Origin of the sequence: Blautia sp. 1001283B150304_161114_C9 (assembly GCF_015668165.1) — a bacterium.
GTDB lineage: Bacteria > Bacillota > Clostridia > Lachnospirales > Lachnospiraceae > Blautia_A > Blautia_A wexlerae.
Genome location: NZ_JADPGO010000009.1, coordinates 43572 through 63018 on the forward strand (window position 1 = coordinate 43572; position 19447 = coordinate 63018).

General features: G+C 42.0%; 15 protein-coding genes. 11 read left to right on the forward strand and 4 right to left on the reverse strand.

Annotated elements, in window-relative coordinates:
* Positions 1-175 precede the first annotated feature (175 nt).
* The 4 genes from I4V44_RS06610 to I4V44_RS06625 all read left to right on the forward strand — a co-directional run bounded on the left by I4V44_RS06610 (position 176) and on the right by I4V44_RS06625 (position 9295).
* Entirely contained in the window at positions 176-2050 is a 1875-nt protein-coding gene (locus I4V44_RS06610) for a C40 family peptidase (RefSeq protein ID WP_243100794.1), read from the forward strand.
* Positions 2051-3485: 1435 nt separating this feature from the next.
* A complete protein-coding gene (locus I4V44_RS06615) occupies positions 3486-5465 on the forward strand; it encodes a diguanylate cyclase (RefSeq protein WP_118759346.1) in 1980 nt (659 codons plus the stop codon).
* A 475-nt stretch (positions 5466-5940) separates the two neighbouring features.
* Positions 5941-8184 carry a PTS transporter subunit IIABC gene (locus I4V44_RS06620; RefSeq protein ID WP_118759345.1) on the forward strand — a complete coding sequence of 748 codons (2244 nt, stop codon included), beginning with the start codon at positions 5941-5943 and terminating at the stop codon, positions 8182-8184.
* 277 nt (positions 8185-8461) lie between these two features.
* Entirely contained in the window at positions 8462-9295 is an 834-nt protein-coding gene (locus tag I4V44_RS06625) for a PRD domain-containing protein (RefSeq protein ID WP_008703319.1), read from the forward strand.
* A 548-nt stretch (positions 9296-9843) separates the two neighbouring features.
* Here I4V44_RS06625 and I4V44_RS06630 read toward each other — a convergent pair.
* Positions 9844-10407 (reverse strand): hypothetical protein, encoded by a 564-nt coding sequence (locus tag I4V44_RS06630; protein ID WP_008703318.1) that lies wholly within the window; start codon positions 10405-10407, stop codon positions 9844-9846.
* Positions 10397-10582 carry a hypothetical protein gene (locus tag I4V44_RS06635; protein ID WP_008703317.1) on the reverse strand — a complete coding sequence of 62 codons (186 nt, stop codon included), beginning with the start codon at positions 10580-10582 and terminating at the stop codon, positions 10397-10399. The genes I4V44_RS06630 and I4V44_RS06635 overlap by 11 nt, the downstream gene beginning before the upstream one ends.
* 233 nt (positions 10583-10815) lie before the next feature.
* Here I4V44_RS06635 and I4V44_RS06640 point away from each other — a divergent pair, with 233 nt between their 5' ends.
* The 3 genes from I4V44_RS06640 (at position 10816) to I4V44_RS06650 (ending at position 12674) form a co-directional block, all read left to right on the forward strand.
* Complete coding sequence (locus I4V44_RS06640) at positions 10816-11871, forward strand: hypothetical protein (RefSeq protein ID WP_008703315.1); 1056 nt, start codon at positions 10816-10818, stop codon at positions 11869-11871.
* 207 nt (positions 11872-12078) lie between these two features.
* Positions 12079-12276 carry a hypothetical protein gene (locus tag I4V44_RS06645; protein WP_147420604.1) on the forward strand — a complete coding sequence of 66 codons (198 nt, stop codon included), beginning with the start codon at positions 12079-12081 and terminating at the stop codon, positions 12274-12276.
* Positions 12273-12674: a hypothetical protein gene (locus tag I4V44_RS06650; RefSeq protein WP_008703310.1), complete on the forward strand. Its 402-nt coding sequence runs from the start codon at positions 12273-12275 to the stop codon at positions 12672-12674. Before I4V44_RS06645 ends, I4V44_RS06650 begins: the two co-directional genes overlap by 4 nt.
* 396 nt (positions 12675-13070) lie before the next feature.
* Here I4V44_RS06650 and I4V44_RS06655 read toward each other — a convergent pair whose 3' ends face one another.
* Positions 13071-13709 (reverse strand): PduL/EutD family phosphate acyltransferase, encoded by a 639-nt coding sequence (locus tag I4V44_RS06655; RefSeq protein WP_055059495.1) that lies wholly within the window; start codon positions 13707-13709, stop codon positions 13071-13073.
* A gap of 342 nt (positions 13710-14051) precedes the next feature.
* Between I4V44_RS06655 and I4V44_RS06660 the strand changes: the two genes are divergently transcribed.
* The 3 genes from I4V44_RS06660 (at position 14052) to ybaK (ending at position 16763) form a co-directional block, all read left to right on the forward strand.
* Complete coding sequence (locus tag I4V44_RS06660; RefSeq protein ID WP_118586684.1) at positions 14052-15230, forward strand: transglutaminase domain-containing protein; 1179 nt, start codon at positions 14052-14054, stop codon at positions 15228-15230.
* Positions 15231-15417: 187 nt separating this feature from the next.
* On the forward strand, positions 15418-16173 hold the full coding sequence (locus tag I4V44_RS06665; protein ID WP_118586681.1) for a TM7S3/TM198-like domain-containing protein: 756 nt from the start codon (positions 15418-15420) through the stop codon (positions 16171-16173).
* Positions 16174-16277: 104 nt separating this feature from the next.
* The gene (ybaK, locus tag I4V44_RS06670; protein ID WP_008703300.1) at positions 16278-16763 is read left to right on the forward strand and encodes a Cys-tRNA(Pro) deacylase; all 486 of its coding nucleotides are present in this window, start codon (positions 16278-16280) and stop codon (positions 16761-16763) included.
* 41 nt (positions 16764-16804) lie between these two features.
* Here the strand turns inward: ybaK and I4V44_RS06675 are convergent, their stop codons facing one another.
* Positions 16805-18445, reverse strand: a complete 1641-nt coding sequence (locus I4V44_RS06675; RefSeq protein WP_008703297.1) for an ABC-F family ATP-binding cassette domain-containing protein — start codon at positions 18443-18445, stop codon at positions 16805-16807.
* A gap of 351 nt (positions 18446-18796) precedes the next feature.
* On the opposite strand from I4V44_RS06675, the gene I4V44_RS06680 reads away from it, so the two are divergent.
* Positions 18797-19204 carry an RrF2 family transcriptional regulator gene (locus I4V44_RS06680; protein ID WP_008703296.1) on the forward strand — a complete coding sequence of 136 codons (408 nt, stop codon included), beginning with the start codon at positions 18797-18799 and terminating at the stop codon, positions 19202-19204.
* Positions 19205-19447 lie beyond the last annotated feature (243 nt).

The window sequence follows — 19447 nt, forward strand, 5'->3', positions numbered from 1 at the left end:
ACCTGCCCTGAGCTGTTGATTTCAAAAAATGATTATGCTAGAATAAAACAGGTTAATATTTCGGGATAATTCACTTATGAAATAACATAATAATGTGAAAAGTAATTTAGACAGTATGCCCTTATAAACAGGGGGTAAGGACATGCTCACAGTAAGAAGGGAGCAATTTAGATATATGAAAAACAAGTATCTTACCAGATTCTTATGTCTGACATTGATGTCAGGAATGGTATTATCCGGTCCTGCGTCCGTACTTGCAGCAGAGGATACTGCTGCGTATACAGCAGACGGTTCTGATTTCAGCGATTCCGGTGATTTTGATTCAGGATCAGAGGATCCGGCGCCGGCAGATCCGACTCCTGCAGAGCCAACACCTGCGCCGGTAGATCCGACACCTGCAGACCCGACTCCTGCACCGGTAGATCCGACACCAACACCTGCAGAGCCAACACCTGCACCGGCAGATCCGACTCCGACACCAACAGATCCGACTCCGACACCTGCGAATCCTACACCAACACCGTCTTCACAGATTACGAAGGCAGCCCAGGATGTGATCGACAGAATCAAAGAGTTGAACGCACAGACCATCACGCTGGAGAAGAAAGCCACTGTTCAGAGCATCCGCACTGCATATAATGCCCTGTCTGATACAGAGAAGGCACAAGTTTCTAATTATAATCTGCTGGTTCAGGCAGAAGCGACTATTGCTCAGCTGGAAGCGCAGAAGAACAATGCGAATACGAATAATCCATTTACGAGTAATACCAGTGCTGCACAGACCGGAACTCCGGTATATTATGCGTCCAATATCCACGCAGGTAAGGATTTCTATCTGGACAGCCTGAAGAATAACTACAATCTGACCTTCTCAGATGATTTCGCTTCTGTTATGGATGAGATCGAGAAGGAATATAAAGAGAAGAACAAAGTAGCAGATGCCAGCGATGTAAACGGCAGCAAGACCACCACATCTGCAGACAGTCTTCTGGTAAGAAACTGGCAGGATATCCTTGCAGTCTATGTATATCAGCAGAGCCAGGACGGAAAAACAGAATTTACCCTGGATTCTTCCTGCAAGAAAGACCTTGCGAAAATCTTTGCAGAGATGAACCCGATCGTAAGGGACAAGCAGGATATCACTCACGTTACATACGCTAATCGTAAAATCAACTACTATATTAAGAAAAATAAAATCGCAAAAAAGGATCGTACGATCCTTAAGAAATATGTGGAGACAGACTGCAAACTCCTCTGCGCGGTAGTAACAGCTGCCAACGGTTTTGTCCGCGAGAGCGTAGGAGATGATGTTTCCGAGGAAAGAGTAAATGTTATCTCCGCAGCCTATTCACTGGTTGGTAAAGTCGGTTACTTCTGGGGCGGCAAATCCACAGTGATCGGTGAAGATCCAGGCTGGGGAACCAGCGAGAAGGTATCAGCCGAGGGAAGCAAGAGCACTGGAACCATCCGCGCATACGGACTGGACTGCAGTGGTTTTGTCACCTGGGCAGTGATCAACGGATATCAGGATAAAGCAATGCAGGAAGCTGTAGGCGACGGAACTTCCGATCAGTGGGAGAAAGCAAACGTGGTAACTGAGGCAGATGCACAGCCCGGAGATCTGGTGTTCCAGAAAGGACCGGAAGCAGGAAGCGATAATCATGTAGGTATTCTCTGCGGTAAAACAGACGCAGGTGACTGGATCGCAGTACACTGCTCCTCCGGCAAGAATGGAGTAACAGTAGGCGAAGCATACAGTGCAAGTTTCCGTTACATCCGCCAGCCATCCTTCTACCCGACACAGGAACAGGTTCAGGAAATGCAGAGCAGCAGTACGGTAAGCATAACAACAGGTGATGCAGCAACTTCCACAGGAACAGATATCTTTTCTGCAAATGTGACAGTAAGCAATACTCTGCAGGATGCGATGAAGTCAAATACTTCCGACTCAACAGGATTCACAACATCAGAATCCACTGAGAAAACTTCCATCCTTCCGGATAAAATTGACTTGTCAAAAGAGAAAGTCGCTGTATTTAAGGCAAAATAAAATGTATAAAAGAAGAGAAAGTCATACAAAAAAGTCTGGCTTTCCCTTCTTTTTTCGTGTGTAAACTTTTTTATCTGTCAACTTAAACGATCAAGCAAAAACTGACGAATTTGCTTATTGGTCTGCGGAATATGCTTCAAAAACGAAAAAAATATTCGAAAATATGGAAACCCCTGGAGAGTACAAAAACCTGTGAGTAGATGGATATTTATATCATCAAAAGCATATTCGTTGAAGTAGGAATGGAACATAAAAGTTTATAATTTTTTATAAGTTTTCAGTAACGGTGTCATTAATCTATATGAAGGGATTTGAGAGAGATACGATCATGTAAAAGGTCAGGAAGCTGAACGCAAAAATACAGAAAGGGAACGTCAGAGAGCGGATTTTGCTGAAAAAGAAAAAATAAAGGCCCAAAAAGAGACAACAGAAGCACTTAAAAGAGTAGCTGAACTGGAGAAGATTTTGCAATGTAAAACTACGGAGGGTAAATAAGATTATCTTAAGATAGCCACAGACTGGCACCCATCCAGCCTGCGGCTCTTTCACCCACTATTTTTGAGTTGACTTTTTGGCACATTGCGCATATACTAACAGTAGCTAAGGAATGTGGTGAGATTCCTTGAAGCAAAACAAAAACCCTCAGAGTGCCAGCTCTGGGGGCTTTCTTGCTCGTTACGGTGAGCTATTCCGTTTAGACTGTTGCTGTCTATCGTCTGCTGTCCAGCCATTTGCATATGTAGTAGCTAACTACGCCTGCTATAACAGAGACAAGAAATGTGGTGAGAATTTCTTCCATGGAGTCCACCTCTTTTCTGCTGGAGGTTCGACAGCTTTTTGAGTATAACATGTTTTAGAACAAATTGGAATAGTAAAACCTGGCATGAGTTAACTGATAGAGGCAGTTAGGGGAGAACCCTCTGCCGGGACTGGTATTAATACTGAACAGGTCTGGCGGGGTCGCACCCCTGTCGGGAAAATAAAGAAACAAAATATGTTTTAAAAGTCCTCTAAAGAAAGTATAAAAATCTAATCAGGTCACAGACTGGAATCCGCTCAGTCTGTGGCTTTTTAGTCATGAATAATTATGATTATAATTGACTTTAATCGCGTTTTTGTTATGTACGGTCAAGTTTAATCCTGTTTATAGATGACTTGCAATTGTATTTCTATTATTTTAAGTCAATCATAATTACAAATATAGTTGACTGCGATTGCACTTTTATTATATAAGGTCAAGCTGAAGCATGTTTATAAGGCAGTTGGAGTCAGAACCGGTTGGGAGCACGCCTCAAGGACTGTTTTTGAGGCGCTCCCTTTATGAAATTAAGAAATTAAGAAAAAATATTATTGTTGTACTGCATGATGAGTAAGTGGTATAATAATACAAGTTTATATTGCAGAAAAAGCTGTTGTTCGTGAGAGGCTGGGAATAATGATTGAGTGGAAACAAATGACGATGCAGGAAGCAGAGAATAAAATGGAGGTGCTTCGGGAGATTTTTGATGTAGTCCGTCTCCTGAAAGGGAGTGATCTGAAGACTGCCGGAATGGAAAGTAAGCTTACGGGAAGAAAAAATCTTTGCCAGTGTTATGCTTTCTGGAATAAAGATAAAAGATGTGAGAATTGTATTTCCCTTAAAGCACTAGAGGAGAAGAAACAGACATCCAAAATTGAATTTCTTGATTCTGATATGTATCAGGTATTTGCAAGGTATCTGGAGATTGACAGTGAGCCTTATGTAATGGAAATGCTGAAAAAGCTGGACGAGAACACGCTGACAGATGAGGAAGGATATGAAAAACTGACGGAAAAGCTGACGGTATATAGCGAAAAGCTGTATAAGGATGTGCTGACAGGGGCGTATAATCGCAGATATTTTGAGGAAAAAGTCAAAAATATGTCTTTGAATGCCGGAATTGCAGTTATCGATCTGGATGATTTCAAATTGTTCAATGACACTTATGGTCATGATGGAGGAGACCTGGTACTGATAACCGTAGTGAATGTAATTCGGCATTATATCCGTCGTACGGATATTCTGGTGCGCTATGGAGGAGATGAATTTCTGCTGATCCTGCCCGGAATTGAGAAGGAAGTCTTTTCACAGAAGCTCCGTATGATCCAGGAGAAGATCCATGCGACGCATATTCCGGGTTTTAATCGTCTGAAGCTTTCAGTGAGCATTGGTGGAGCTATGTTTACCCATGGCAGATTGGAGGAAGCGATCACCAAAGCAGACAGACTTATGTATATGGCCAAGGGACATAAAAATATAGTAGTGACTCGGTGGGATCAGAAGAAAAATACAGATGAGATGGAAAAAAGGAACCGGCCCCAGCTTCTGGTTGTTGATGATTCTGAAATGAACCGAGAGATACTTAAGGAAATTCTGGGAAAAGAATACCGGATACTGGAGGCCTGTGACGGGGAAGAGGCTCTGAAGATACTGGAGCAGTATGGACCTGAAATCTCATTGGTTCTGTTGGATATTATTATGCCAAAAATGGATGGATTTGAAGTACTCGCCTATATGAACAGAGATAAATGGATCGAGGATATACCGGTGATCATGATTTCCAGTGAAGGATCAGAGAGTTATATCCGCCGTGCCTACGAACTGGGGGCTTCGGATTATATAAGCAGACCATTTGATGCTAAGGTGGTATATCAGCGGGTTATCAATATGATCAAGCTTTATGCCAAACAAAGGCGTCTGATCCATTTGGTAACAGATCAGATTTATGAAAAAGAGAAAAACAACCGTATGATGACCGGGATTCTCAGTCAGATTGTAGAGTTCCGAAATGGTGAAAGCGGGCTTCATGTGTTGCATATTAATATTCTGACTCAGCTTTTGCTGGAGAAATTGATGCGAAAATCAGAGAATTACGATCTTTCCTGGTCTCAGCAGCATATGATCGCCACAGCTTCCGCACTTCATGATATCGGTAAGATTGGAATTGATGAAAAAATTCTGAATAAACCCGGAAAGCTTACAAAGGAAGAATTTGAAGCCATGAAACAGCACACGATCATAGGTGCCCGGATGCTTGACAGGCTGGAAATGTATCATGATGAAGAGATGATGAAATATGCCTATGAAATATGCCGCTGGCATCATGAACGTTATGATGGAAAAGGATATCCGGATGGCCTGAAGGGAGAAGAAATCCCTATATCTGCACAGGTGGTATCACTGGCAGATGTGTATGATGCCCTGGTAAGTGACCGGGTATATAAGAAAGCATATTCTCATGAAAAGGCAATGGAGATGATCCTAAATGGAGAATGCGGAATGTTTAATCCTCTTCTTTTGGAATGTCTGGTGGAAATTCAGGATAAAGTACGCAAGGAACGTGGTATTAAAGATGTGAATGAATGTCTGGAATATCTGGAAGAGAGAAACAGATAAAATCCCCCTGAAAAGAGCCTAAACTCAGCGATGAATGGGTGCACATTTCTGTAGATCTGAATGGATTAAAATGGGAAGACAGAGTGATCGAGTTGAACGTGTAGCCTGCGGCAGTGGGAAATCAATAAATTTCTATCAGATCAGAAGGATGCAGAGAATGTTGCGGCTTTGAAAATAATAAATGGTCATTACAGAGATCGATTCATGAAATGCAAAAATATTTTGTGAAAAATTTTCCTGAGTATCTTGACAGGGAATAAATAATCCTTTATAGTATAGCACAGATTTGGTGTGTTACTGGACAGGCAGGCATTAACCGGTCATAAATGTTATTTCTTAATGTTTATGGGGGTTAGTGCCTTTTTTTGATGTATTTTATGTGGTAAAACGCGGAATAATCATATGTCAGAAGGTTTTAATCTCCCGGAAACAAGACGGTTTATTCGCACGAATAAGGAAAAGGAGACAAAAGAACATGAAAGACAAGATTTTTGGAGTTTTGCAGCGTGTGGGAAGATCCTTTATGCTTCCGATCGCAATTCTCCCTGTTGCAGGTTTGTTGCTTGGTATCGGCAGTTCCTTCACAAATGAAACAACTATCGCTACCTATGGATTGCAGAAGATCCTGGGAAGTGGAACATTACTTAATTCTCTTCTGATCATTATGAACAAGGTTGGAAGTGCTGTATTTGACAATCTGCCGCTGATCTTTGCGGTTGGTGTTGCCATTGGTATGGCAAAGAAAGAGAAAGAGGTTGCTGCTCTTTCTGCGCTGATTGCATATTTCGTTATGAATGTGGCTGTCAGTGCCATGCTTCTTATCAACAATGAAATCACAGCAGACGGTCAGATAGCAGCAGATGTACTGGAAGGAACCATTACCTCTGTATGCGGGATCCAGTCTCTGCAGATGGGTGTATTTGGCGGTATTATCGTAGGTCTTGGTGTTGCGGCACTTCATAACCGTTTCCATAAAATTGTGCTTCCGAATGCGCTGTCATTCTTTGGCGGCTCAAGATTTATACCGATCATTTCCACGATCGTATATATGTTTGTGGGAATCCTGATGTATTTTGTATGGCCGGTAGTTCAGAACGGTATTTATGCTCTGGGCGGTCTGGTAACAGGCAGTGGATATCTGGGAACTCTGATTTTTGGTATTATTAAACGAGCACTGATTCCCTTTGGGCTGCATCATGTATTTTATATGCCATTCTGGCAGACCGCAGTGGGCGGAACTATGGAAGTTGCAGGACAGATGGTGCAGGGCGGACAGAATATCTTCTTTGCGCAGCTTGCTGATTCTGCAAATATAGCACATTTCAGTGCGGATGCAACCAGATATTTCTCTGGTGAGTTTATCTTTATGATTTTTGGTCTTCCGGGAGCAGCGTTGGCTATGTATCGCTGTGCAAAACCTGAGAAGAAAAAAGCAGCAGGCGGACTTCTTCTTTCCGCAGCGCTGGCATGTATGTTTACTGGTATCACTGAACCGCTGGAATTCTCATTCCTGTTTGTAGCTCCGGCACTGTTCGTAGTGCAGGTGATCCTGGCAGGTGCGGCTTATATGATCGCACATATGCTGAATATTGCAGTAGGACTTACTTTTTCAGGCGGTTTCCTTGACCTGTTCCTCTTTGGTATCCTGCAGGGAAATGCAAAAACAAGCTGGCTGAGGATCATTCCGGTTGGTATTATTTACTTTATCCTGTATTATGTAATCTTTACATTTATGATCAGGAAATTTAATTTCAAGACTCCGGGACGTGAAGATGATGATACAGAGACAAAGCTTTATACAAAAGCTGATGTAAATGCAAGAAAAGAAGCCGGAAAGACAGCCGGTGCAGCTGTAGCAACCTCCGGTGATCCGGTAAGTGAACTGATCACCAGAGGTCTTGGAGGAAAGAAAAATATTGTAGATGTTGACTGTTGTGCGACCAGACTTCGTATCACAGTTGCAGAACCTGAGAGAGTTCGTGATGAACTTCTGAAACAGACAGATTCCAGAGGAATCGTAAAAAAAGGACAGGGCGTACAGGTTATCTATGGACCTCATGTAACTGTTATCAAGGCGAAGCTGGAAGAATATCTGGAGACTGCTCCCAACGAATTCGCAGATGAGACACCGGATAATGTACAGGTACAGGAAAATGCTGCAGCAGGAAATGCAGATGGACAGAACAGTGCAGAGGTTGAGGACAAAAATGCAGGTACAGCACAGTCCTTGGCACCTGTAAAAGAAGAAAAGATCAGAAAAACAGCAATCATTTACAGCCCTGTAGACGGAATCGCAGCAGATCTTTCTACTGCACCGGATGAAGGATTTGCAGGAAAAATGATGGGTGACGGTGCAGTGGTGACACCAACAGAAGGTACTGTATATGCACCTGCAGACGGTGAAGTTGAGTTTATTTTTGATACAAAACATGCTATAGGTTTCCAGACAGATTCCGGTATCCCTATGCTTCTTCATATGGGAATCGACACTGTAAAACTGGAAGGAAAAGGCTTCGAAATCCTGGTAACAGAGGGTCAGAAAGTGAAAAAAGGTGATCTGATGATGAAACTGGATTTAGAGTTTCTAACTGCTAATGCTCCGTCCATCACTTCCCCTATCCTTGATACTGAACCGGAAGACAACCAGAGGATCAGACTTCTGGCAAACGGTGAGATCAAGGCCGGTGAACCGTTGTTTGCGGTGGAGACACTGGAATAATATTGTTATAATATAGAAATAACGAAGTTAAACATGTCAAAAAACAGTTGGATGATCAAAAGAGATGATATCTTGATTATCTGGCTGTTTTTTTACGCATGTGAATTGAAAAGCATGACTTTTTGCAGGAGAAATCTGGGAATCAAAAATGTATCAAATTTGTGTGACGGGTAGGATTCTTATTCAAAATATGGTAAACTATATCAAACATGCTTTAAGGGCAAAGGGAAAATTGTTATAATGGCAATAAATTTTTATAGAGGGGATTATGACAGAGATGTACAGAGTTAGCAAGGTATTAAATAATAATGGTGTTATAGCCATTGATATGGATGAAAACAAGGAGTATGTGATTCTTGGCAAGGGTGTTGGCTTTGGGAAAAAGGTCAGCCAGCGTTTTGATAAGCCGGAGGGATGCACTACATATCGTCTGGAACAGGAGACAGAGCGTGGATCTGCGAAGGAACTGGTAAAGGGAATAGAGCCGGAGTATCTGGAGATTGCAGATGCAATTCTGACAGAGTCACAGAAAGTGTTTGGAGATTCCATAGACAGAGGAATTCTTTTTCCACTTGCTGACCATATTTCTTTTGCAGTCGCCAGAATCCGCAGAAATGAGCAGATCAGCAATCCGCTGACAGAGGATATCAAGGTTCTTTTCTACAGTGAATTTAAAGTTGCGGAAACACTGAAAACAATTCTGAGAGAAAGACTTCAGATAGAGATTGATGATCATGAGGTTGGATATGTGGCATTGCATATTCATTCTGCAATTGGTGACGAGAAGGTATCTGTTGCCATGCAGACTGCGAGAGCAGTGAGAGAGTGTATAGATATGCTCGAGAAAGCAACAGGTAAGCCAATCGATGTACTGTCACTGTCCTATAATCGCCTGATGAACCATATGAAGTATATGGTAGCGCGTGCATCTACAGGAGAGAAGCTGAATCTGGACATGAATGAATATATGCTGGATCAGTATCCCCAGGCCTATAAGGTTGCCACTGACATCTGTAAAAACCTGGAAGGATGTATTGGACATAAGCTGGATGAAACAGAGACAGGATATCTGGCAATGCATATCCAAAGAGTGTATAAGGATGCGGTATGATCCGACAGTTTCTTTTAGATTATAGTAATTTCCAAGTAAATAGTAATGTATGATTTGACCGCGAGCGCAATTTTATTATTTTCGGTCAAGTTGAAGCAGGTTTCAGGTTGACTGGGATTGCGCTTATGCAGTATATGGTCAAGTTGAAATGAGTTTTAGGTTGACTGGAATTGCGCTTGTATTAAATGAAGTCAAGTCGAAACAAGTTTCAGGTTGACCGCAATAGCACTTATATATAATAAAGTCAAATCGAATCATATTTATAGTTGACCGCAACAGCGCTTATATTAAATGAAGCCAATCCAAATCAGAATAATAGATGACTGGAATAGCACTTTTGTTATATGAAGTCAAGCCAGATTATATAATTAGTTGATCATGGTTATATTATTTGCAATTTAAGGTATACGCCTGATAGGGATGCGCTGGAGACCTGGACTGCATCGACTTGTTGTTGAGATTGAATAGGATGATTCTATTAAAAGCAAAAATACACCAGTCTACGAGAGATTTTTTTCTCATAAACTGGTGTATTTGTCTTATGGGATTTAATTTTTCGACAATGTATCTTTGAATTGTGAATAATTACTATCTTCTGTAATTTTCTCTACGTATGCATCATAAGCAGCTTGTAAACTATCATATTTCGTACCCTTATCAGCAATTTTTTGATAACTCTCAGCATTATACTGATGATCTGCAATTACCTTGTATAGTGTTGTTATTTTATCTCCGGTTCGCTCGGCAGTTGTTGACTCGGAAACATAGTATTCATTATCTGCTCTGCAGATAATGACAGGAATTTTTGTCCCTGTCGGAAAGTTACTAACGTTTACAGAAGTCCAGAAAAAATAACGTCTATTCTTATTCTTTCCACTGCCCAGATATGCCCAGGTACCGTTTTTTAGCAGACTATCATTTTTTATTAATGTTGAAATCGCAGGAACCATTGTTGAGCTTGTAGCGTTAGAATCAAGTTCAAAATTATTGTTGTTATTCAATGTGCTTTTCAATAATTTTGAATCATTAAGTGGTCCCATCAAATTTTCATTCATATTAAAAGGATGTTTCTTTCCGCCACTTTCTTTTCCACCTGACCATTTAAATTTCACACTGTATCCCCAGTGCTACAGGGCAGGGCGGGCATGGGGAATCAAGTCCCATAAGTGCCTTATAGCATTTCACCCCCGGCTGGAGATTGGGGTACAGCTGTTTAGCAGTGTCGTTATAGCTTAGGATATTATAGTCTTTGTCTATGCTGTAATATCCGGAAGAGTGTGTGTTCATAGTTTTTACTTCTGGTGTTTAATACTTTAAAGTATACTCTTTTTACCCCAAAATAGCAATAAGCAGCCTCTTTTTCGTTCCCTGTAAAATATCTTTAAGTAAAGTATATACTTTACTTTATATTTTATAATATTCATGCTATAATGATTTTGTAAAGTCATTACTTTCATTTTTGTTAAATATTTTGAAATATTAAGTATAATATATAAATTTAATTAAAGGAGGTTTTTACTATGGAAATTGGAGGCTTTTTCCCCTATCAACCTGTTGGCTCTGAGCCAAACAACTATGTGGAGCATACCTGCCCTGATCCCGGGGACACCGCTCATCTAATGTCCGGCCGTTGTGCCATTTATTACTGTCTGAGGGATCTGATGTTAACAGATCAAAAGCGTGTGGCATATCTGCCTTCCTATGACTGCGAAACAGTTCTGGGCTGCTTTGTAAAAGCAGGATATGAAATTCATTATTATGATTTTGACAAAAATCTTTCCCCTGTGTTTGAGGAAGAGATGATCCCGCAGATCAGTGTGCTCCTTGTCTGTGGATACTATGGTTATCCTACCTATGATGAGAACTTTGTCAAAAAATGTAAAGCCAGTGGCGTTTCTGTAATAGTGGATACTACCCATACAGCATTTTCTCCATTGCCGGCCTGTCCGGATTCTGACTATATTGCCGTCAGTCTCCGAAAATGGATGGGTGTTGCCTCCGGTGGTCTTGCCATCAAGCGAAAGGGCACCTTTGGCGTAAAACCTATTCCTATCAATAAAGAACAGTTTTCCCTTAGAGATCAGGCTCTTCAATCCCGAGAGACCTACGAGCATACAGGAAATGAGGACTATAATAAAGAAGGCAATGATGTTTTCTGGAAAGCGGAATTTATGCTTCGTGAAATTTTCGATATCCAGGAAGGGGATGAAGCTTCCCTTAAAACGATTCTTCATTATCCATTCCGGGATGCGATCCGTAAACGCCAGGAAAATTACCATTACCTTCTGGAACACCTGCCGGAACGCTCCGATATCCGCCCGGTATTTCCTTATCTTTCAGATGATATCTGTCCTATGTTTTTCCCTTTCTTTGTGGAAAATCGGGACGCCCTTATCAAGCATCTGGCAGACAGGCACATTCCGCCTAAAGTATACTGGCCTGTACCACCTTTTGTAAAGGTTGAAGACTATCCAGGAGCTCAATATATTTATTCCCATATCATGTCTGTCAGCTGTGATGAGCGCTTTAACACGGACGATATGCAGAAAATTGTAGAAGCCTTTGAAAACTATTAAAGATCTTAAAGCATTTTGAGAATATCCGTTTGATAAATCTAATCAGGCCACAGACTGGAAATCACCAGTCTATGGCTTCTTCATCTTCTCAGGTTGACATCCCATCTGTCGTTTGCTACACTAAAATCACATATCTGACAAAGGAATGGGAAGTATGAAGAAGAAAAAATTATAATCTATAAACCTGTTACTAATAATGGTAATCTTATGAAGAAAAAGTTGTTTGTCAATACTATCATAGCCGCATATAATGCACAGGCAGTTAATCCGGAATTGATGTTTGTAAAGCAGTCAGACAGAAATGCTGCACAGGAAAAGACTGTTTATTACACTCTTGACAATGTTAACTTCAATGAATCCCAGGAGCTTATTAAAAACAAACCACTTGAGTTCCATTTGAAGTGACAGATTCCAACCTGGTTGGTACTTCCTTTGCCGGAACAAACACAAAAGACCTGGAACTTCAATTGTACATAGAGTCTGATGATGGTAAAAAAGTTGAAGGAATTGGAGGAGAAAACACAAAGGTAAAAGAAATACATCTTCCGGTATATAAAGCTGGTGAAAGGCAGGCAGAATATGAAGATGGATATGTATATGTTAACAGTGAAAACGTATATGACTTTACCTTGAATGAACTACAAAACTATGAGAGTTATTTAAAAACAAGTGCAGGTTACAAGGGAAAGGTTACCCTGTATGCGAAAATTTCATGCAAGTACATTTACTACTGCACGGAAAAAGAAGCGCAATCCATTGCACAGATAAACATCTGTCAACGACAGCTCTTTGATCTGGATTGAGGTAAAAACTTTATAACCCCAAATTCTGAAAGCCTCAGACTGGTACAGTACAGCTACCCCGGTCCGGGGCTTTTGAAATGCGGAGATTATTGCCATGAGTATATTTGAGTATGACAAAGAGGAAGAAGAACAGAAACTTCAGGCAACTTATGAAAAGATTGGCGAAAAGCGAGGTGAAAAGCAAGGTGAATTAAAAAGGCAAAAAGCATAGCCATTTCGCTTGCGCAGGAAGGAGAACCTGTAGAAAGAATAGCAAGAACCCTTGGTGAAACGGAAAAAACGATTAAAGAATGGCTGGCTGAAACGCATTAAAATTGGTTCCGCAGTGTCATCAATTGAATGTTACTGTGGAACCTTTTTATATTCGTCTGCTATTTTAGCCGGGTAAGTTGGATTTTATCTGCGTATCCCTGACAGTTCGTCTTCTATCCACTTATCTGTGTTGAAGTTACTGTCAAAGAACCTGACGATCACGCCGTAAGGTTCTGTATCGCTGTTGAATGCGTTGGCTTCATCAGTGTCTACGTGCATTGCCAGGTGATAATTTCTGTGGACTCTGACTACTACATCTGCGTAGATAAGTGCGCGTCCGTAGCTTTTGGTCAGGACGAAGACTTCGTCATTGTCTTTGATATGCAGGGCAAGTGCTTCATCCGGAGTCATGTGGATGTGACGTTTGGCTACGATGACCCCTTTGGGGATTTCGATATCACCGCATGGACCGGATAAAATACAGCCGGGAGTTCCTTCGATATCACCGGACTGGCGTATTACGCTTGGAATCCCCAGTTTTCTGGTGTCTGTAAGGGACATTTCTACCTGCGTGTCGCTGCGGAAAGGACCGAGAAGTGCCATGTTTTCGAAAGTACCTTTCGGTCCTTTGACAGTTACTCGTTCCCGGCACAGATATTGTCCGGGCTGGCTTAATTCTTTGATAAAATGTGGTTTGCTTCCCTCTCCGAATAATTTTTCAAAATCTTCCTGCGAGATATGCAGATGTCTGGCAGAAGTTTCTATAGGTATTTTGATGCTCATTTATTACAATACTCCCTCAATATGTTACTTGTATATGTCTGTCCGACATCCTGTTGTCTGATGGGATACAGAGCAGTTATACTTACTTTTTAGTGTATCTCTTTAATTGGAAATATGCAATGTTTATCTTGTAAGAAGGACAATTTTTATTATAAAATAGTGTTAACTTATTTTTATCGGTTTACAAGGAGAAGTGTTCTGGGCTATAATAAGATACATTAGAATAACAGTTACTGTGAACGGAGTGAACAGTAACGAATAACAATTCTAAATGTGACAAAACAGAATGAAATAGTAATGTAATATCAGACTTATAGAATAATAACCAAGAAGGATTATTGAATGAGCAAAAAGAGATTTTCCGGGCTGCGTCTGATTCTTATGGTGCCTGTGGTGGTGCTTCTGTCCGGTGGACTGATCATCGGCGGAAGAGCTTTGCAGGAACCGGGGGAAGTAAGGACTCTTAAGAAGCAGGAGGTAGCGCAGACGGATGAAGGACATCAGGAGTATTATTTCGGCCTTCTTAATGAGGATGAACAGAGAGGCTACCGCGAGATCCTGGAAGGGATCAGAAGCTTTGAGGATAAATTTTATCTGTCTCTCTCAGGAGATAATGAGATAGACAGAGTGTATCATGCAGTGCTGAAGGATCATCCGGAGTTGTTCTGGGTACATAACCGGGAGAAAGTTTATAAGACGACTTATTCGGGCAGAGATTACTGTCAGTTTTCTCCGGGATATACTTATACAGAGGAGCAGAGACAGGAGATCACGCAGGCTATGGAGAATGCGTATCAGGAGGTGTTATCGCAGATTCCGGATGGTGCTGATGATTACACGAAGGTAATGACTGTTTATACTTATGTCATAGACAATACAGAATATGTGATCTCTGATGATGACCAGAGTATAGCAGGAGCTTTCTGGAAGAAACAGGCGGTATGTGCGGGCTATGCGGGAGCAGTGCAGTATCTGCTGGAGCGTCTGGATATCCCCTGTATTTATGTGGAGGGTGATGCTACAAACAGTACCCAGGGACATGCCTGGAATATTGTAGAGCTGAACGGACAGTATTATTATGTGGATGCCACCAATGGGGACCAGCCGGACTTTCTGGAGGGTGATGCCACGCTGCTGGCAGAGCATAAGACAACGATTTATGATTATCTGTGTCCGTTCCCACAGGAGTACGAGGAGAATTATACGGCCTCTGATGAGTTTCCTGTTCCTGTGTGTACAGCGACTGACATGAATTTCTATGTGAGAAACGGCGCCTGTTTTGATACCTATGACTGGAGCAGTGTATATGACCTGTGCAGACTGCGCATTGACAGTGATGCTGCGGTGGTACGCTTTAAGTTTGGCAGCCAGGGGGCTTATGATGAGGCATATATGGATCTGATCGACAGTAATCATATCCAGGATATCGCAAAATATTATATGGAAGTCCATGGGCTGTCACAGATTTCCTATCATTACGGCGTGATCGACAATATGAAGACCTTATACTTCATGTTCTGACGGGGTTAGTTCAGTTGAGAAGACTCCCGCTTCTATCAGTGAGTTGATTATAAACTTATCTCAGTGGTAGTCTGATTTCCGACTGAAATAAATGCCCCGCGAGGATGTGCAGCGGTTCTAAGAGAAATGTGTCAGTTGATGATAAGGAACGCTATAAATATATAACTAAAAGGAGTGACTGAAAATTATGGTTAATATGACAGATATATTTGGAAATGCGCTGAGTATTGCCGGGAGTTTTATGGATTCAGATCTGGTGAATCGTTTTATGATGGTAATATTTGCAGTGATCCTTGTGTTTGGAGTGCTGAACTGTATTCTGGGATACAGGCTTCTGCGTTTCTGGATGATGCTGGGAGGTTTTCTGGTAGGCGGCGGTCTTGCGCTGGTGGTTGTACATACAATGGGAATACAGGAGAAATCAACAATGCTGATCGCAGCACTGGCGGCGGGAGTTGTGTTCGCAGTGATCGCATTTCTGATCTATAAGGCAGGTGTGTTTATCCTGGCAGCAGGTATCGGCTGGGCGGCCAGTATTTATTTCCTGCATCCTACCAGCTCTGCAGTATTTTTTGCATGTATTCTGATCGGCGTAGCTCTTGGTTCCATGGCAGTGAAATACTGCAGGGAAGTGCTGATCGTGGCTACAAGTCTGATCGGTGGTATTATGGCAGGGGTTTCCCTTGCGCAGCTTGGAAATCTGGCAGATATCCCCTATGGTCTGGGAATGAGTGTAGGGTTTGCGGTTCTGGGTATGCTGATCCAGTTTGCCATCAACAAACCGGTTTCTGATGAAGAGAATGAAGAACCGGTTGATGAAGAAAACACTGAGCAGATTTACAGGCGAAATCAGGAACTGAGACAAGACCAGAGTTTTGAGCAGTCTCAGGACAGAGACAGGGAGCAACTTTCAGGAAGAATAAACAGAAAAACGAGAAAGTAACCTCACATGAACATTGGCGGACTGCGGTGGTCGAATTAGAGCAAAATATACCGCAAATCAGGAAGAAATGTATGCCACAGGACAGAAAGGACAGGCGAGAGAAGATGGCAAAAGAAGCTAAGACAAATGCAATGAGAATGCTGGACAGACAGAAGGTTAAATATGAAGCGTTCTCCTATGAATGTGATGAATTTATTGACGGGATCCACAGTGCGGATAAGATCGGTGCACCCTATGACCAGTCTTTTAAGACTTTGGTAATGGAAGGAAAGAGCGGCGGTTATTTCGTTTTTGTAGTTCCGATTGAAAAGGAAGTTGACCGTAAGGCGGCTGCAAAGGCTGTCGGTGAGAAGACAGTGGACATGATCCATGTGAAGGATATCACAAAGATTACCGGATATGTGAGAGGCGGCTGCAGTCCGCTGGGAATGAAGAAACCTTATCCTGTTGTGTTTGATGCATCTGCAGGAGAATTTGAAGAGATTTATGTGAGTGGCGGCCGTATCGGACTGACACTGAAGGTTCCTCTTGCTGATCTGCTTAAGGTGACAGGCGGAAAGCTGGCGGATATTATCATGAAGACAGAATAAAATAACAGGGTACGGCTAAGCCGTACCCTGTATTTTATTCTTTAGTTATCGGAAGCGTCCTCTTCGTTGATCTCGAATACGTGACGTTTCTTAGCCATCTCATCACTTGCCAGATATTCATCGTAAGTAGTGATCTTGTCGATCATGGTTCCGTTTGGAAGGATTTCCATGATACGGTTGGCTGTTGTCTGTACGAACTGATGGTCATGTGAAGTGAAAAGGATAACACCCGGGAATTTGATCAGACCGTTGTTCAGTGCTGTGATGCTCTCCATGTCGAGGTGGTTGGTTGGCTCATCAAGGATGAGAATGTTTGCACCGGAGATCATCATCTTGGAAAGAAGACAGCGGACTTTCTCACCACCGGAAAGAACGCGTACACGTTTGATGCCGTCTTCACCGGGGAAGAGCATACGTCCGAGGAATCCACGAACATAAGTAGCATCCTTGATCTCAGAATACTGTGTCAGCCAGTCTGTAATAGTAAGGTCATTATCGAACTCTGCAGTGTTGTCCTTAGGGAAATATGCCTGGGAAGTGGTAACACCCCATTTATAATTTCCTTCATCCGGTTCCATTTCACCGACCAGGATCTTAAACAGAGTAGTGATTGCCTGTTCGTTGGCACCGACGAAAGCTACCTTGTCATCATGTCCGAGTGTGAAAGAAATGTTATCCAGAACTTTTACACCGTCGATGGTCTTGGAAAGGTTCTCTACCATAAGGACCTCATTACCGATCTCGCGGTTTGGACGGAAGTCGATATATGGGTATTTACGGCTGGACGGACGCATATCGTCAAGCTGGATCTTTTCCAGGGCACGCTTACGGGAAGTCGCCTGTTTGGACTTGGAAGCGTTGGCGCTGAATCGGGAAATAAATTCCTGAAGTTCTTTGATCTTCTCTTCTTTTTTCTTGTTGGCTTCCTTCATCTGTTTGATGAGGAGCTGGCTGGACTCAAACCAGAAGTCGTAGTTTCCGGCATAGAGCTGAATCTTGCCGTAGTCGATGTCTGCTGTATGAGTACATACTTTATTTAAGAAGTAACGGTCATGGGATACAACGATGACAGTGTTGTCAAAGTTGATCAGGAATTCTTCGAGCCATTCAATAGCCGGCAGGTCAAGGTGGTTGGTAGGCTCATCCAGAAGAAGGATGTCCGGATTACCAAACAGTGCCTGTGCAAGAAGAACTTTGACCTTCTGACTTCCTGTAAGGTCAGCCATCTGGGAATAGTGGAGATCGGTTTCAATTCCAAGACCATTCAGAAGAGTAGCAGCATCAGATTCTGCTTCCCATCCGTTCATCTCTGCAAATTCACCTTCCAGTTCGCTGGCACGGATACCGTCTTCATCAGTGAAGTCCGCTTTTGCATAGATAGCATCTTTTTCTTTCATGATTTCATACAGTCTCTTGTTACCCATGATAACAGTATCCAGAACTGTATATGCATCATATTTGAAGTGATCCTGCTGCAGGAAAGAAAGACGCTGGCCAGGAGTGATAACAACGTCACCGTTGGTAGGCTCTAACTGTCCGGAAAGGATTTTAAGGAATGTGGACTTACCGGCACCGTTTGCACCGATGAGACCGTAGCAGTTGCCCTCAGTAAATTTGATATTTACATCTTCGAAGAGGGCCTTTTTACCTACGCGCAATGTAATATTGTTTGCTGAAATCATATCATACCTCTTTTTCGTGAAATTATTGTTTTGCAGTAACTGTCCGGCAGATTGTTTATGGAAAACGTATCTTTCGCAGGAAACAGTTACATTATTTCCTATTATATAAGTTACAACCGTTTATCATTGTACCGTAAATTGGGAAATTTGCAACTGTTTTTTGCTTTTTTGGGTTCTTTTATTTACAAAAAAAAGAAGCACTGTTATAATATAGAATAAATATAGCCTCTTGACGGACAGAAATATGAGGCATTGATATGACAGAAATAACGATTACTGTTTCCATTGTTTTATGCAGAACAGCGATGTGGACAGTAAAGGATAATTAATTTTAGAGAGGTTGCAAAGACTATGTTTATTACAAGAGAGTGCGATTATGCAGTTCGAGTGGTACGTGCGCTTTGGGGAGAGAGCAGACTGAGCGTATCCGATATCTGTGAGAAAGAAGCGATCACAGCTCCTTTTGCCTATAAGATCCTGAAGAAACTTCAGAAGGCAGAGATCGTGAAGGGATACAGAGGCGTACATGGTGGTTATTCTCTGAACAGGGGACTGGATGAGTTGACTTTATATGAGGTTTATTCGGCGATTGATCCGGATATGTTTATCATCGAATGTCTGGATCCGAAATATAACTGTGTCAGAGACGGACAGGATGGATTGCCATGTCTGGTACATAGAGAATTGTTATCTGTACAGGATGAACTGATAAGTCTCCTTAAGAGAAAAACAATACAGCAGATCATGGAGGAGGCGTAGCGCCTCCTTTTTTTACTGATATACTGAATAAACTGCAGAGCAGTTGTCCGGTGCAGAGCTGCGCAGCGAAGCGGATGATTCTATCTGCCTGATTTGTCCGAAATTTAGCATATCTGCATAATGTTAGTTATAAGCAACTTGAAAAATGCACATATTTGCTACTGAAATAACAGAAAATCCCTGCTTTGTACCTTATAAGATACAAAATATGTCAAAACAAATTGGACACAGGCAGAAGATTAT